The sequence below is a fragment of the Micromonospora sp. NPDC005257 genome (assembly GCF_042872445.1).
Taxonomy (GTDB): domain Bacteria; phylum Actinomycetota; class Actinomycetes; order Mycobacteriales; family Micromonosporaceae; genus Micromonospora.
Map to the genome: position 1 here is coordinate 253,976 of NZ_JBIAKL010000001.1, position 15,625 is coordinate 269,600.

The 15,625-nt window shown below is 73.8% G+C and carries 10 protein-coding genes; 8 read left to right on the forward strand and 2 right to left on the reverse strand.

Annotated features, from left to right (window positions below):
* Nucleotides 1-577: 577 nt before the first annotated feature.
* Nucleotides 578-1,885 carry a hypothetical protein gene (locus ACFYO8_RS01055; RefSeq protein ID WP_355047393.1) on the reverse strand — a complete coding sequence of 436 codons (1,308 nt, stop codon included), beginning with the start codon at nucleotides 1,883-1,885 and terminating at the stop codon, nucleotides 578-580.
* 183 nt (nucleotides 1,886-2,068) lie between these two features.
* Nucleotides 2,069-3,295 (reverse strand): alpha/beta hydrolase, encoded by a 1,227-nt coding sequence (locus ACFYO8_RS01060; protein ID WP_355047394.1) that lies wholly within the window; start codon nucleotides 3,293-3,295, stop codon nucleotides 2,069-2,071.
* A 202-nt stretch (nucleotides 3,296-3,497) separates the two neighbouring features.
* Here ACFYO8_RS01060 and ACFYO8_RS01065 point away from each other — a divergent pair, with 202 nt between their 5' ends.
* The 8 genes from ACFYO8_RS01065 (at nucleotide 3,498) to ACFYO8_RS01100 (ending at nucleotide 15,585) form a co-directional block, all read left to right on the forward strand.
* A complete protein-coding gene (locus ACFYO8_RS01065) occupies nucleotides 3,498-4,634 on the forward strand; it encodes a hypothetical protein (RefSeq protein WP_357708434.1) in 1,137 nt (378 codons plus the stop codon).
* Nucleotides 4,635-4,747: 113 nt separating this feature from the next.
* Nucleotides 4,748-5,365 carry a M23 family metallopeptidase gene (locus ACFYO8_RS01070; protein WP_355047396.1) on the forward strand — a complete coding sequence of 206 codons (618 nt, stop codon included), beginning with the start codon at nucleotides 4,748-4,750 and terminating at the stop codon, nucleotides 5,363-5,365.
* A 152-nt stretch (nucleotides 5,366-5,517) separates the two neighbouring features.
* Nucleotides 5,518-6,057 (forward strand): DUF1697 domain-containing protein, encoded by a 540-nt coding sequence (locus ACFYO8_RS01075; RefSeq protein WP_354864204.1) that lies wholly within the window; start codon nucleotides 5,518-5,520, stop codon nucleotides 6,055-6,057.
* Nucleotides 6,058-6,084: 27 nt separating this feature from the next.
* On the forward strand, nucleotides 6,085-9,171 hold the full coding sequence (locus ACFYO8_RS01080) for a BTAD domain-containing putative transcriptional regulator (RefSeq protein WP_354864202.1): 3,087 nt from the start codon (nucleotides 6,085-6,087) through the stop codon (nucleotides 9,169-9,171).
* A gap of 122 nt (nucleotides 9,172-9,293) precedes the next feature.
* On the forward strand, nucleotides 9,294-10,958 hold the full coding sequence (locus ACFYO8_RS01085) for a bifunctional 3-(3-hydroxy-phenyl)propionate/3-hydroxycinnamic acid hydroxylase (RefSeq protein ID WP_354864200.1): 1,665 nt from the start codon (nucleotides 9,294-9,296) through the stop codon (nucleotides 10,956-10,958).
* 61 nt (nucleotides 10,959-11,019) lie between these two features.
* Nucleotides 11,020-12,945 carry an ABC transporter ATP-binding protein gene (locus ACFYO8_RS01090; protein ID WP_355047397.1) on the forward strand — a complete coding sequence of 642 codons (1,926 nt, stop codon included), beginning with the start codon at nucleotides 11,020-11,022 and terminating at the stop codon, nucleotides 12,943-12,945.
* 43 nt (nucleotides 12,946-12,988) lie between these two features.
* Nucleotides 12,989-15,022 (forward strand): hypothetical protein, encoded by a 2,034-nt coding sequence (locus tag ACFYO8_RS01095; RefSeq protein WP_355047398.1) that lies wholly within the window; start codon nucleotides 12,989-12,991, stop codon nucleotides 15,020-15,022.
* Between the two features lie 161 nt (nucleotides 15,023-15,183).
* Nucleotides 15,184-15,585, forward strand: coding sequence for a hypothetical protein (locus tag ACFYO8_RS01100; RefSeq protein WP_387256621.1), 402 nt, complete (start codon nucleotides 15,184-15,186; stop codon nucleotides 15,583-15,585).
* Nucleotides 15,586-15,625: the final 40 nt, after the last annotated feature.

Below are 15,625 nucleotides of genomic sequence, written 5' to 3' on the forward strand. Positions count from 1 at the left end.
CTCCGGAGAGAGTCTCACCCGCACCGCTGGCCGGCCGGTTGAATGATCACGAGACGATTCTGCACCGCGAAGGTCTCGATCAGGTTCCCGCTGTGGTCCGTGTCGGGTGCGCTCCGGCCGGTTCGCAGACCCACCGCAGCGCCCACCACCGCCGCCAGGGGGATGGGCGGCTCGTACCCGGCCGGTGACGGTCGCGTGTCCGTCCGCCCGGCTGCCCGTGCCGCACCGGCAGTCCTCGTCGTCATCGGCGGCCCACCTCCGTCCCGCCGGACTTCGCCCGCGTACCCCTTCCTGACGGACCGTCCGTCAGGAAGGGACGGGCGGCGGGCTCACCGGCGACCGGTGGCGCACGCGGGGGATCTGGCGGCCTGGGAAGGCAGGCAAGTGCCTTCCCAGGCCGCCGTCAACGCAGATCAGTGCGACTCCACGTCGGCCACCCCCCGGCTGTGTGGGAATCCCTTCCGGCCACATCCCGGCCGCTGATCGGAATCAGACCGGGAAAGCGGCGTGTGGAATCCGACCGAAACCGGAATCGGCAGGGGGCGGCGACGCGGTCGTCAGCCGGCCGGCGTCCTCGTCAGGCGCCCACCGACAGGGTGGTGCCGACGGCCACCCAGCAGTGCTCCACGAAGCTCTTCTCCGGCAGGTCGACGATGACGGGTGTGAAGTCGCCCGGCAGCGGCGGTTCGGCGGCGTGAACGATCACGTCCTTGAAGAGCACGTCGGGGATGCCCAGCACGAAGTCGGCCGCCGCGTTGTCGCGCAACGCCGCCCGCAGCGGAGGGCTGTCGAGAAGGCGGTGCACGGCGATGGTGGACGAGCCCACCCACCCGTTGCACGCCGGTTTGACCAGACCCCGGTGCAGCGCCACCCGCAGGCGCAGCCGGGCGTTCGGCGCGGCGATCGCGTTCACCTCGCGCAGGGCGGCGCCGAGCTCGTCGACCAGGCGTGGAATGACCGCCGACTCGTCGATCCCCGGGGGCAGCACCGTGAACTGGCCGTCGCCCTGTGCCTGAGGCACCACCGCGGAGTCGGCGATGCCCGCGGCGCGACGGGCCCGGGCGAGAACGTCGACGAGGAGGGCCTGGATCCGTTCGGTCTCGGCGTTGGTCCGGCTGCTGTAACCCGACACGTCGGCGGCCATGCAGAGCCGAACCGCCGCTGAGGCGGTCACGTCGGCCGGCCCGGCGGTGGCCTGGATCGATTCGCTGAAGGCGATCGAGTCACTCAGGTCGGCGTGCAGGACCGTGGACGTACGTGTCGACACGTCGACGTGCATGTCGAGCGTGCCGTGAAGGTCCGCGAGGTCCGCGGGGACTTCGATCAGCGCGTGCACGGCGTACGACCGGGGCAACAGGAGGACGCTGCGCGGGTCCTCGTACGTCCAGCGGAAGCGGTGCTGGTGCAGGCCGAGCGTCCACGCGCGGGGGACGCCCCATCGGTTGAGCAGACGGCGGAGCCAGTCCGGCCGGGTCCCGGCGGCGGTGACCGTGTGCGCCGCGGTCGTGGAGGCCGGGGCCGGCCCGGCGTCGTCGAAGGTCAGCCCCAGCGCGCCGCCGTCACCGTCGAGCCGCACCGCCACGGCGCGCCGGTCGGTCAGCTCGACCTCGAACCGGACCGCCTGGTAGCGCTCGCCGTCGGCGAGACCCCCGAGGTCGAAGGCGAATATGGCACCCACGTACCGGTAGCCGGTGCCGGCCCGCCGCTGCAGCGCCGGCGGCAGGTCCGCAGCCGGCACCGGGTAGATCACCGGGCGCCCGCAGCGGACGCCGTCGCCGACCACCCGGACGTCCCGATCGTCGGCAGAACGCCCGGAGGCGGACACGAGTTCGCGTCCGGCTAGGACGTCGGACGGGTGCAGCAGGTCGATGGCGTCCGCCGTCATGGTGTCTCCCTGGCCGGTGCTCGGGTTGCCCTGTAGCGATAGCTGACGGACACGCCGGGCGGGTCCGGTCAGATCGAGACCGTGAAAAGGGTCCCGGCCCACTCGCCCGTCAACTCGGCATGCCGTTCAGGGTTCGCGCCGGTGGCAGGCCGGTCGCCTCGCGCAACTCCTGCCGCGCCTCACTCACGGCCGGAACTCCCAGTACGGCCCGCCCCTCGACATCATCAGCCTGAGCCCGGGCCGCGCGTTCGGCGGGTGATCATGATGGATCAAGAGGTGGATGTCGCTGACGACGGTACGACGCTCCATCGCGTAGGAATGGCCCAGGAGACCGGTCTCGACGCGGCTCGCGTCGATGGTGTCGATTCCGTCGAGGACGAGCTCGTCGATGCCGCCCGCGCCCGCCCGCGGGGCATTGGCGAGCGCGTACGACCCGGAGGCGGCAAGGGCCAGGTCGCTGTCGTTCACGTACAGGGTGTAGCGCTCGGCGGTGCCCGAGAAGTCGGCGACCCGGTCCCGGAACTGCTCCGCGTCCAGGTCCGGCGCGGCGAACACGACATGCCCGAGTCGGTAGCCGGCCAGGCCGCTGAGCGCCTCGGTGAGAACGCGGTTGCCCATGCTGTGCGCGATGACATGCACCCGGCCGCCGTCGGTGGACTCCAGGAGCGAGGTGAGGAAAGTGCGGAACCGGCGCTGCGTGCCGTCGGCGGCCGCGCCGTCGGCGACGTAGGCCGCGGGCGAGCCGGCGGACGGCCAGATGTAGAGGACCGGCACGCCGCCGAAGTCCACGTCGTAGGCGAGCTGCGCGGTACGCCGTACGGCCTCGGCGAACGACACGTTGTAGCCGTGTACGAAGACCAGCACGTCACGGCCGGGTGCCCGGTCCCGCATCCCGGCGACGGTGGCGGTGAGGCTCGCCGACTCCTCCAGGCGCAGGCCCGTATCCCCGGGCCTGCGGAACCTGAGGCGCCATCGCCGCTTCGGCCGGGGCAGCTCGCCGATCCGGCGGTCATCGGGAAGCGCGACCCAGGCCCTGCCGCACCGCAGTGTGCGGTCGCGGCCCGGGCCGTAGAACTCACCCGGACGGCCGGTGGGCACCCGGTCGGTGGCGTAGGCGATCTCGACCTCGCTGCGCCGCTCCGCCACGCCCTGCGGCTGCGGCGATCCGACGCCGCGTTCGGCGCCGAGCAACGTCGCCCGGATCGCCGACTCCACGCGGCGGTGCAGGTCGGGTGCTTCACCCAGCACCGCGAGGACGCGATCCTGCGCGCTCTCCGCCTCGTCGGGGCCGGCGGTGTCCAACGCACGCAGAGCGTCGACCAGGGCGGGCTCGATCGCGGCCTCCTCGGGCCCCGGCTCCTCCGGCCACACCGCACCGACAGCGTCGACCAGCATGCGTGACTCGTCCATCACCCCGAGCATAGGGCGCGCGATCATCCACGATTGTTGCTGCCGGATCCGGGCCGCGAACCCCGGCAGGGCCCGGGCGGTCCATGACCCGGGGGGCGAACGCCGTTCTTACCACTGTCTTACGGGACGGCGCGCGGGCGTACCCGGAGCGTCAGGGAGCGCGATGCTGAGGGCCGGCTACCAATCCAGGAAGAGGGCGACCATGCGATCACCGGTACGGTACGGGCTGTCCGTGGCGACACTGTCCACTCTGGTGGGAGGCGTGCTGCTCCCGCCGGTCACGCCGGTCGCCGCCGCTACCCCTTCGGCGTGGACGGCGACGATTCCCGCGCTGATCCACGACAGCCGGCTGACCGACGTGGCCGCCACCGGCCCGAACAACGCCTGGTCCGTCGGCTACCAGGCGTCGACCTACACGGGGTACTCGATCGACCAGCCGTACGCGCTGCTGCGGTGGAACGGGCAGACGTGGACGGAGCGGCGGCTGCCACACGAGGCGCATGTGCTGTACAAGGTGGACGCGGCGGCCGCCCGGGACGTCTGGACGGTGGGCGTCCGGCGGCTCGGCCAGCCGTACGCCGGGCATTTCAACGGGGAGACCTGGACGGCGCACGCGCCGTGGACCGCCCCGGCCGGGACCTCCGATCTGCTGGACGTGGCCGCCACCGGCGGCGGACGGGCCGTGTTCGTCGGCCACGACGGCGGCCGGCCGCTCGTCGTCGAAGGCGACACCCGCGGGTTCGGCCGGGTCGCGGTCCCGGGGACGGACGGACTCAACGGCGTCCTGCGGGCGGTCTCGCGCACCCAGGACGGCGGCGTGTTCGCCGCCGGTGAACGGTACGTCGCCGACGCGCCCTACCCGGAGCCGATGATCGCGCAGCGCGTCGGCGGGTCGTGGCGGGTGGCGTCGCTGCCGCCGATCCCGAGCGCCCGGCTCACCGGTGTGTGGGCTCGCTCGTCGACCGATGCCTGGGCGGTCGGCACCCAGGACTACGACTCCACCCCCAAGCCGGTCATCCTGCACTGGGACGGCCGGACGTGGCAGCGGGTGGCCGGGCCGGCATCCGCCGGTTGGGTGTACGCCGTCGCCGGTGACGCGAACGGCAACGTCTGGATCAGTGGTACGAATCCCATCCCGCCGTACATCGAGTACCCGGGCACGCTGCTGCTGCGCTACACGGGCGGGCGATGGAGCGTCGCGTACGGGCCCAAGGTGGAGGGCAACGACCCGAGCATCGACGCCCTGGCGAACATCCCGGGTACCTCGGCCTTCTGGGGGAGCGGCGCGGCGTCCACCGACGGGTTCCGCCTCGCCGGTGTGATCGAGCGGACCAGGTGAGGGTCGCTCGGTGGTTGACCGAACAGCCCTCGTGAAGCGCTGACCGGACGGCCGGTCTTCACCGATGGCGGGGGAGCGGCAGCGGCCGAGCACCGCCTGTCATGCTCGAAGCGATGACCACCGACCGTCCACCGGGCTCCCGGCTCCCGCGCGTCCTGCTGATCGTCGGCGCCCTCGCGGTGCTCGTCGCCGGCGCGGCGGTCGTGGTGCCGCTGGTGCGGCCGCCGGGCCCGCGACCGGACTTCCAGCTCCCGGTGGCCTGCGGCGAGACGTGGCGGCTGTCGACCTATCCGGGACACGACGACTACGACGTCGACCTCTTCCCGACCTCGGGGGAGGCGTGGGGGCGGCCGGTGCTCGCCTCCGCCGCCGGCACCGTCACCGTGGCGGGGATCAACGGCTCGCTCGGCGGCCGTACGCCGCAGGATCCGGACGGGCCGCGGGGACGCGGGGGCGGCTACTGGGTCAAGATCGACCACGGTGGCAAGTGGGAGACCCAGTATCTGCACCTGCTCGAACCGCCGTCGGTGAGGGCCGGTCAGCGGGTGGCCCGGGGCGAGCAGCTCGGGCGGGTCGGCAGCACCGGGAACTCCGGCGCCCCGCACGTGCACTACGAGCAGCGCCGGGGCTGGGAGAAGGTGGAGACCTACTTCGGCGGCGTGCCGTCCGGCATCACGTCCGACGACCGCGAGTACTCGATCCGGCTGACCAGCGCGAACTGCGCGCCGTAACCCGGGGCGCGGTCGACGGCGATGTGGAACGCCCACGCGTCGGCCAGGACGCCGAGCCAGTCGGTCCGGTCGCCGAACGCGGCCGTCGACACGGCCACCGCGCCGAGCGGACTTACCCACGGCGAGGGCCCGGCCGGTTACCATCCTCGGTCATGGCGAGATACGTCGCTCTGCTGCGCGCGGTGAACATCGGCGGCGGTAGCTCCATGGCGATGACGGAGCTGAGAGAGGTCTTCGTCTCCTGCGGCTTCGACCGGGTGGCGACCTACATCCAGAGCGGCAATGTGGTGTTCGGCTGCCCGGAGACCGACGAGGCCGCGATCCTGACCGAGATCGGCCGGGCCGTCAGGCAGCGGTGGGGCCGGGACGTGCCGGTGCTGCTGCGCAGCCTGGCTGAGCTCGACGCGATGATCGCCGCCAACCCGTACCTCGACGCGCAGACCGATCTGACGAAGTTGCTGGTGACGATGCTCAGCAGCGATCCCGGCGCGGACAAGCAGGCGGCGCTCGCCGCCCCGCCCGGCGAGACCGGGACGCTGACGCTGCTCGGGCGGGAGGTGTTCGTGCACGTTCCCGACGGCTACGGGCGCAGCAAGCTCGGCAACGCCTTCGTGGAGAAGAAGACGGGCGTGATCGGGACGACGCGCAACTGGCGCTCGGTGCTGAAGTTGCGGGAGATGGCGGCGGCCTGACCCGGACACGAAAGGGTCGTCGTCGAGGTGACTGTGCAGTTCCGGGTGCTGGGCCCGCCGCAGGTCGTCCGGAACGGGCGCGTGGCGCCCCTCGGCGGGCCGAAGCAGCAGGCGCTGCTGGCCCTGTTCCTGCTGCGGCCGAACCGGTTCGTTGCCACCGATTGGCTGGTCGACGCGCTCTGGGACGCACGACCGCCGGCCAGCGCCCGGACGACGCTGCGCACGTACGTCGCCGGGCTGCGCCGGGCCGTGGAACCGGAACGGTCCCACCGCGAGCCGCCGCGCGTCCTGCGCAGCCACCCCGGGGGGTACGAGCTGCGGGTCGACGCCGACGCGGTGGACGCGATCCGGTTCGCCGCCCTGGTGGACCGGGCTGCGGACGCGCTCGCGGCCGGGCAGGCGGCGGCGGCGGGGCGGACGTACACCGAGGCGCTGGCGTTGTGGCGCGGTGAGCCGCTGGCGGGCGTGGCCGACCTGGCCGTGGTGCGTCCGGAGGTGGCCCGGCTGGCCGAGCTGCGGCTGAGCGCCGAGGAGGGGCGGTTGACCGCTGCCGTCGCGGCGGGCCGGCACGCGGCGTTGCTGCCGGAACTGCGCCGGTTCGTGTCGGCGCACCCGCTGCGCGAGGGAGTCCGGGCGCAGTTGATGCTGGCCCTGTACCGCTCGGGGCGGCAGACCGAGGCGCTCGCCGTCTTCGACGAGGGGCGCCGGATCCTGGCCGGCGAGTACGGGCTCGACCCCGGTGAGCAGATCCGGGCCGTGCACCGGCTGATCCTGACGCAGGACGTACCGCAGGACCGGAGCAGCCCGGCGGAGGCCGGGCGTCCCGCCCCGATGGAGCACGACGGCGCACCGCTCGTGGGCCGGGACGCGGAGCTGGAACGGCTGCGGGAGACGCTGGACGCGGCCACCGGGCGGGGCGGGCGGGTGCTGACCCTGGTGGGGGAGGCCGGCATCGGCAAGAGTAGCCTCGCCGCGGCGCTCGGCGCGCGGGCCGCCGCGGCCGGCGTCCCGGTGGTCTGGGGTCGCTGTCCGGACGTCGGGCAGGCGCCGCCGTTCTGGCTGTGGAGCCAGGTGGTACGCGCGCTGACGGCGCTGCCGCAGACGCGCTCCACCGGCTCGGCGAGCCGGCTGGACGGGTTCGCCGCCGGATCATCGAGCGGACCGGCGGACGGTCACGGTCTGGACCCCACGGCCCGGTTCCAGGTGTACGAGGCGGTGGCGGACCTAGTGCACGCGGCGGCCCGGGAGCGCGGGCTGCTCGTCGTCCTCGACGACCTGCACGCCGCCGATCCGGACTCGCTGCTGTTGCTGCGGTTCCTCGCCACCGCCCTGCCCGCGTCCCGGGCGCTCGTGGTCGCCACGCTGCGGCCGTACGACGGCGACCCGGCCCTGGTGGCGACAGTCGCCGAGCTGGCGCGCGGACGCGGCTTCGGTCAGGTCCGGCTCGCCGGGCTGGACGCCGCGGCGGTCGCCGACCTGGTCCGGGGCCGCACCGGCGTGGCGCCGCCGGAGCCGATGGTGACCCGGCTCGTCACCCGCACCGGCGGGAATCCGTTCTTCCTCACCGAACTGCTGCGCTCCCGCACCGACGCGGGCGCTGCCGCGGATCTGCCGCCGAGCATCCGGGACACCGTGCGGCTTCGGCTCGCCGGGCTGCCCGGTCCCGCCCGGCGCTGCCTCGACCTGCTCAGCGTGGCCGGACACGACCTGGACCTGGCGGTGCTGGCGGCGGCGCTGGACAGCACCGCCGAGGCGGTCGCCGAGGACCTCGCCCCGGCCTATCCGGCAGCGCTGGTGGTCGAGACCGGGCCGGGCGCGCTCGCGTTCCGCCACCCGCTGATCGCCGAGGTCACCTACGCCGAGCTGGTCCCGCCGCGCCGGGCCGCGCTGCACGCCCGGCTGGCCGCCGCGTACGAGCGGACGGCCGGCACCGCGCCGGCCGAGCTGGCCCACCACTACGGCGAGGCGATCGGGCTGGGCCACGGCGAGGACCACCTGCGCTGGTCGCTGCGCGCCGCCGACGACGCCACCCGCCGGGTCGCCTACGAGGACGCGCTCGGTCACCTCGAACGTGCCGCGCGCCGGCTGGCCCCGGCCGCGCGGCTCTCGCCCGACGCGGCGGCCACCGAGCTGACCGTCCAGTTGCACCGCGCCTCAGTGCTCCAGATGACGGTGGGCGTCGGCAGCGACGCGGTCGACCGGGTCTGCGCCCGCGCCCGCGAGCTGCTGACGCTCGTGGGGCCGGACGCCGACATCCGCCACGCGCTCTGGGCGCTCGGCGAACTCGCCGCCAACCGGGCCGAGTTCGCGATCTGCGCCGACCTCGCCGGGCGGCTCGTACGGGCGCCCGACGACGGCAGCGGGCTGATCGCCGTCGCGGGCGAATACCTGCTGGGCGCCGTCGGCTACTTCACCGGCCGGCAGGCTGAGAGCGAGCGGCGGCTCACCGCCGGGATCGAGCGGCTGCGTACCGTCGACCGGGCGCTGCTGCGCCGCGAGGCCGGACGGCGTCCGGTGCTGGCCTGCCACAACTTCCGGGCGCTCGTCCGCTCGATGCGCGGCGACCCGGCCGGCGCGTGGGCCGACATCGCCGCCGCCGAGGCCCTCGCCGAGGAGCTCGACGACCCGTACGGCCGGGCCAACGCGGCGCTCTACGCGGCCTGGCTGGCGATGCAGGAGCACGACGTCGCGGCGGCCGACGCGGCGGGGCGCCGGTGCCGGGACATCGGCCGGGCCGCCGGCCTGCCGCACATGACCGCCACCGGCGCGTACTTCCTGGAGTGGGCGGCCGCGCGCGGCGGCGACCACGGCCGGCTCGACGCGATGCGCGCCGCCGCCGAGGATTTCTACCGGCCCGGACTGCGGTCCACCCGGACCATCACGCTCTGCGCTGTGGCCGAGGCGTACCTGACCGGCGGCCGACCGGACACCGCGGCGACGCTGGCCGGTGAGGCGCTGGCGGTGGCGGACCGGATCGGCGAGCGCGTCTTCGTGGCCGAGCTGCACCGGATCCGCGGCGTGGCCCGGGGCGACCGCGCGGAGTGGGACCTCGGCGCCCGGATCGCCGCAGAGCAGGGCGCCCGGCTGCTGCTGGCCCGGTTCGCCGACTTCTGAGACGGTCCGCAGGCCCGCCTCCACGCCTTCTCCACGGTCCTTCCACGCCGGGCTGGTGCCCTGGTCGGCGTCGGGTAGGACGGCCGGAGCCGTCCGGGAGCACGCGTCGAAGGGCACCAGCGATGGGATCAGTTCAGCCGGAGGTCGAGGTCGCCGTGATCGGCTGCGGGCCGGTGGGCGCGCTCACCGCCAACCTGCTCGGCGCGCGCGGCGTCAGCACGCTCGTCGTCGAACGCAGCGCGGCCCCGCACGGTCAGCCGCGGGCCTTCTCCTGCGACGACGAGGCGCTGCGCATCTACCAGCAGGCCGGCCTGCTCGACGAGGTCCGCGACTCCACGATCGCGCCGCCGCTCGTCGAGTACGTCAACCGCGCGGGCCGGACCTTCGCCCGGATGAAGCTGTCCGAGACGGATTTCGGGTACGGGCACGCGCCGCTGCGCTTCTTCGACCAGCCGCGACTGGAACGGACGCTGCGCGCCGGGTTGGACCGCTTCCCGCACGTCCAGCTCGCGCTCGGCACCGAACTGGTCGGCCTCACCCAGGACGAGGACGGCGTGACACTGCTGTTGTCCGACGTGGACACCGGCCAGCGGCGCGCGGTCCGCGCCCGCTATGTGCTCGGCTGTGACGGCGCCCGCAGCGCCACCCGCGCCGCCGTCCGTATCCCGCTGTCCGGGGCGAGCTACGCCGAGCCGTGGCTGGCCGTCTCCGGTGACGTGCCGCCCGAGGCGGTACGGGTGCCGGACACCACGTTCGTCTGCGACTGGCAGCGCCCGGCGTTCGTGTCGCCCGGCGCGGCGGGCAGCTACCGGATGGAGTTCATGCTGCGCCCGGGCGAGACCGAGGCGCACATGCGGCGGCCGGAGAGCATCGCCGCGCTCGTCTCCCCGTACGTCGACCCGGAGCGGTTCGCCGTCACCCGCGCGGTGGTCTACGCCTTCCACCACCTCATCGCCCAGCGGTGGCGGGAGGGACGGGTGTTCCTGCTCGGCGACGCCGCCCACCAGATGCCCCCGTTCATGGGCCAGGGCCTGTGCAGCGGCCTGCGCGACGCGGCGAACCTGTCGTGGAAGCTGGCACTGGTGCTGTCCGGCGCCGCCGACGCCACCGTGCTCGACACGTACGAGACCGAGCGGCGCCCGCACACGGTGGAGATGGCACAGACCAGCGTCCGGCTGGGGCGCGTCTTCCTGGCCCGTAACCGGCTCACCGCCGCGTTGCGCGACACCGCGCTGCGGGCGGTCCAGACGATTCCCCGGGTACGGCGGTTCGTGGAGCGCTTCGAGTTCAAGCCGGTGCCGGCGTACCGGCGGGGCCTGATGACGGGCGGGCGACGGGACGGCGTGGTCGGGACCATGTTCCCCCAGCCGCGCGTGCTCATCCCGGGTTCGCCCGGCGAGCGCCTGCTCGACGAGGCGCTCGGCGACGGCTTCGCCGTGCTCGGTCCCGCCGCGGTGGACAGTCCGCCCGGACCGCTGTGGCAGGGGCTGCCGGTGCGGTTCGTCGCCGTCCACCCGGCGGGCACCCCGGTGGCCGCGCTGCCGGGCGACGCCCGGCCGGACCGGGTCGAGGTCGTCGACGCCGACGGTGTGCTGGACGGATGGTTCCGGCGGCACCGCGCCGGGCTGGTGGTGCTGCGGCCGGACCGGTTCGTGTTCGCCCTCGCGGCGGCCAGCGGCGCCGAGGTGGCCGGACGGGAGCTGGCGGCCGCCCTGGGCACGTCGCCGGACGGGCCGGGCGAGCCGCGTGCGGACAGCGTGGACGTCGCGGCGGCGCCGGGCCGGTGACCGGCGCGGTGGCTTGACCTCAAGCGGACGTGAGGTTCTAGCCTCCTCGCGGAGGTACGGCATGAGCATGGAAGTGACAGCGTGGACGTCCCTGCACCACGCCCTCAACGCGCAGGATGAGCGGCCGCTGTCCCGGGCGACGCTACGGCGCGTCGCCGGGTTCGCCCGGCCACACCGTAACCTGATCGTCAGGTTCCTGCTCTTGAGCGTGGTGACGGCGGTCCTCACTGTGGCGGCGCCGGTGCTGGCCGGGCGGGTGGTCGACGCGATCGTCAGCGGCGCCGACAGCGGCGTCGTGGTGCGGCTGGCGGCGCTGATCGCCGTGATCGCGCTGGCCGAGGCCGGCCTGGGGCTGTTGACCCGGTACCTGTCCGCCACCATCGGGGAGGGCCTCATCGTCCAGCTACGGACGGCGGTCTTCGACCACGTCCAGCGCATGCCTGTCGCGTTCTTCACCCGGACCCGTACGGGCGCGCTGGTCAGCCGCCTGAACAACGACGTGATCGGCGCTCAGCGGGCCTTCAGCGACACCTTGTCGACAGTGGCCGGTAACGCTGTCACGCTGCTCCTGACCCTGGCGGTCATGCTGAGCTTCTCCTGGCGGATCACGCTGCTGGCGCTGGTCCTGCTGCCGGTCTTCGTCCTGCCCGCACGCCGGATGGGGTCCCGGCTCGCCCGCCTGCAGCGCGAGGCGGCGGAGCACAACGCCGCCATGAGCAACCGGATGACCGAACGCTTCTCGGCGCCCGGCGCGACGCTCGTCAAGCTGTACGGGCGCCCGGCCGAGGAGTCGGCCGAGTTCGCGGCCCGGGCGCGGCGGGTCCGCGACATCGGTGTTCGCGCCGCCATGCTCCAGTGGGTCTTCATCACCGCGCTCACCGTCGTCGGCTCGCTGGCCCTGGCCCTGGTGTACGGGCTCGGTGGCGTGTACGCCCTGCGGGGCAGCCTCGACGCCGGCACGGTGGTCGCGCTCGCGCTGCTCCTGTCGCGCCTCTACGCGCCGTTGACGTCGCTCGCGAGCGCCCGGGTCGAGGTGATGAGCGCGCTGGTGAGCTTCGAGCGGGTCTTCGAGGTCCTGGATCTCAAACCGCTGATCGTCGACCGGCCCGGCGCACGCCCGCTTCCCGACGGGCCGGTCGCCGTCGAGTTCGACAGCGTCCGGTTCGGCTACCCGTCGGCCGACAAGGTGTCGCTCGCGTCCCTGGAGGATGTCGCGAAGCTCGACACGCGCGGCGGTGAGGAGGTGCTGCACGACGTGTCGTTCCGCGTGGAGGCGGGCCGGATGGTCGCCCTGGTCGGCTCCTCCGGGGCCGGCAAGTCGACGATCGCCCAGCTCGTACCGCGTCTGTACGACGTCGAGCACGGTGCCGTGAAGCTCGCCGACGTCGACGTCCGGGACCTGTCTACCGAGTCGGTGCGGGCGGCGCTCGGCGTGGTCACGCAGGACGGGCACCTGTTCCACGAGAGCATCCGCGCCAACCTGGCGTTCGCCCGGCCGGACGCGACCGAGGACGAGATGTGGGACGTCCTGCGGCGGGCCCGCCTCGACGCCCTGATCCGGTCGCTGCCGGACGGGCTCGACACCGTCGTGGGGGAACGTGGATACCGGCTCTCCGGCGGGGAACGTCAGCGGCTCACCATCGCGCGGCTCCTGCTGGCCCGTCCCCGGGTGGTCATCCTCGACGAGGCGACGGCGCACCTGGACTCCACCTCGGAGGCCGCCGTGCAGGACGCCCTCGCCGAGGCCCTGACCGGCCGGACGAGTGTGGTCATCGCGCACCGGCTGTCCACCGTCCGTACGGCCGACGAGATCCTCGTGATCGAGGGTGGGCGCGTCGTCGAACGCGGCCGGCACGGTGACCTGCTCGCCGCCGGCGGACGGTACCAGGAGCTGTACCGCACCCAGTTCGGCCAGGACAAGCCGGAGGTCCCGAGGGAGCGTGCCGCCACCGGCCAGACCCTTGCCGAGATCCGTTCACGGGCGTAGGAAGAACACCACCCGCCACCGTCCGATGTCGAAGGAGACGCGCGTGCGCACACCTCGACGGCTCCGTCTCGCCGTGTCCGCGCTGGTGACCGCCTCGGCCGTGCTGCTCGGCTCCGGCGCCGCCGCCGCGCCGTCCGCGCCTCCCGCACCGGCCGGGCAGCGGTCCTGCGACCCGATCGACCCGGCGGCCTGCCTGCTGCCGTTCCCGAACGACTACTTCACCGTCCCGGACCGCAGCACCCCGACCGGCAAGCGGGTCCGCATCGCGGCCTCCGCGATGCCCGCGAACGTGCTCGGCGTGCCGATCGACCCGGCCGAGTGGAACCGGCAGGACGGGTTCAGCCCCGGCTCGCCGATCCTGGCGCGCGTACCCGGTCTCGACGCCGCGCGGACGCGGATCGCGCCGGTCACCGACGTCGGCCGGTCGCTGGCGCCGGACGCGCCGATCGTGCTGCTCGACGCCCGCACCGGCAGGCGTACGCCGTACTGGGCGGAACTGGACGCGCACGCCGCGGGCAACCCGGATCGGCAGACGTTGATCATCCGGCCGGCGGTGGCGCTGACCGAGGGCGCCCGGTACGTGGTCGGCCTGCGTGGGCTGCGCGACGGCGACGGCGCGCTCATCCCGGCGCCGAAGGCGTTCCGGACGTACGTGACCGGCGCCGGCCTGGACCGGCTGGACCCACGCGCGCCGCAGATGAAGCGGATCCTCGCCGACCTGACCCGGGCCGGCGTCAAGCGGCACAGCCTCTACCTGGCCTGGGACTTCACGGTGGCCAGCCGGCACGGCCTGACCGGGCGGATGCTGGCGGTCCGGGACAGCGCGTTCGCCGCGCTCGGCCGCCGCGCGCCCGGGTTCACCGTCTCGCAGGTCACCGACTACACGCCGGAGCAGGACCCGCTGATCGCCCGGCAGGTGACCGGCACGGTCGCGGTGCCGTCCTACCTGACCGGCGACGGCGGTCCCGGCTCCCGGCTGCACTACGGGCCGCCCGGCGGCGACGGCACCCCGCCGACGCCGAACGCGCTGCCCACACCGTCCGGCACGACGGTGGCCGCCGACTTCGTCTGCAACATCCCGCGCGGCGCGTCCGCCGCGCGACCCGCGCACCTCTCGCTCTACGGCCACGGCCTGCTCGGCCGGCCGACCGAGATCAACGCCGGCAACGTCAAGACCATGTCGCAGACGTACGACTTCACCTTCTGCGCGACGAGCTGGATCGGCATGGCCGCCGCCGACGTCCCGTACGTGGCGGGAGCCTTCACCGACCTCAGCGCCTTCCCGGCGGTGGCCGACCGGCTCCAGCAGAGCTTCCTGAACTTCCTCTTCCTGGGCCGGACAATGATCCACCGCCACGGGTTCGCCGCCCACCCGGCGTTCCGCGACGCCGCCGGGCGGCCGCTGATCGACGTGGCCGGCGGGCTGCACTACGACGGCAACAGCCAGGGCGGCATCAACGGCGGCGCGCTCACCGCCATCGCCCAGGACTGGACCCGTTCGGTGCTCGGCGTGCCCGCGATGAACTACTCCACGCTGCTGCAACGCAGCGTCGACTTCGCCCCGTTCCAGACGATCATGGACGGCTACTACCCGGACAAGATCGACCAGCAGCTGATCCTGGCGCTGCTGCAGATGCTGTGGGACCGGTCCGAGGCCAACGGGTACGCCCAGCACATGACCGACCGGCCGCTGCCGCGTACCCCGGCGCACCGGGTGCTGATGCATGTGGCCTTCGCCGACCAGCAGGTCTCGACCGCCGCGGCGGAGGTGCAGGCGCGTACCGTCGGCGCCCGCCTGCACGCCCCGGCGCTCGTCGACGGCTGGTCACCGGACGTGCGCCCGTTCTGGGGCATCGCGCCGATCCGCGGGTACCCGTACGCGGGCTCGGCGATGGTGGTGTGGAACAGCGGGGCGGCGTACGCGCCGCCGACGACGAACCTCGCACCCGCAGGACCGGAGTACGGCGAGGACTCGCACGAGTTCCCGCGCGCCCAGCCCGGCGCCCAGCGGCAGAAGGCGGTTTTCCTGCTCACCGGCAAGGTGATCGACGTCTGCGCGGGCGGGCCCTGCCCGTGACGTAGCGGCCGCTCGCTGTCGGCGCCGCGTCGCCCGGCACATCAGCCTCCTAGGACGCCTTGGCGGGTGTGCCGGGAATCGCAGCGGACAGAGAGCCGCCCTGGCGGCGATTCCTGCCCGGACGCGCCCTGCTGACTGACAGCTGTCCGTCAGCAGGTGGCATGGCATTCGTCCGACGACCGCCCAGCTCGCCGTTTCCGGACGACATGGTGCGGTGGCTCGACCTCTTCGGCCGGTACTCGTTCGACGTGCACGGCAGCGGGATCGACGACAGCAGCATGTGGGAACGCGTCGGATCGCTGTACCGGTACGCGACCAGCGACCGGGAGGGCTTCCTGGCCGCCCTGGGTGACCTCGTCGCCGACGACCAGGGCGGCTTCGCCACCTTCGGTGCGGCCCGGCTCGTCTGGGAGATGTTCAGCGGTGACGCGCTGACGATGCCCGCGGCGTTGCCGCTGATCGACGCGGGCATCGCCTTCAAGGCCGCGCGAGGGCTTCCGGTCGCCCTGCTCACCGGCTACGAGCAGCAACGGCTCCAGCAGATCCGCGCAGAGCGCGGCTGAACCCGAAGTCGGCGACGACTTCATCCGATCGCAAGAAGGG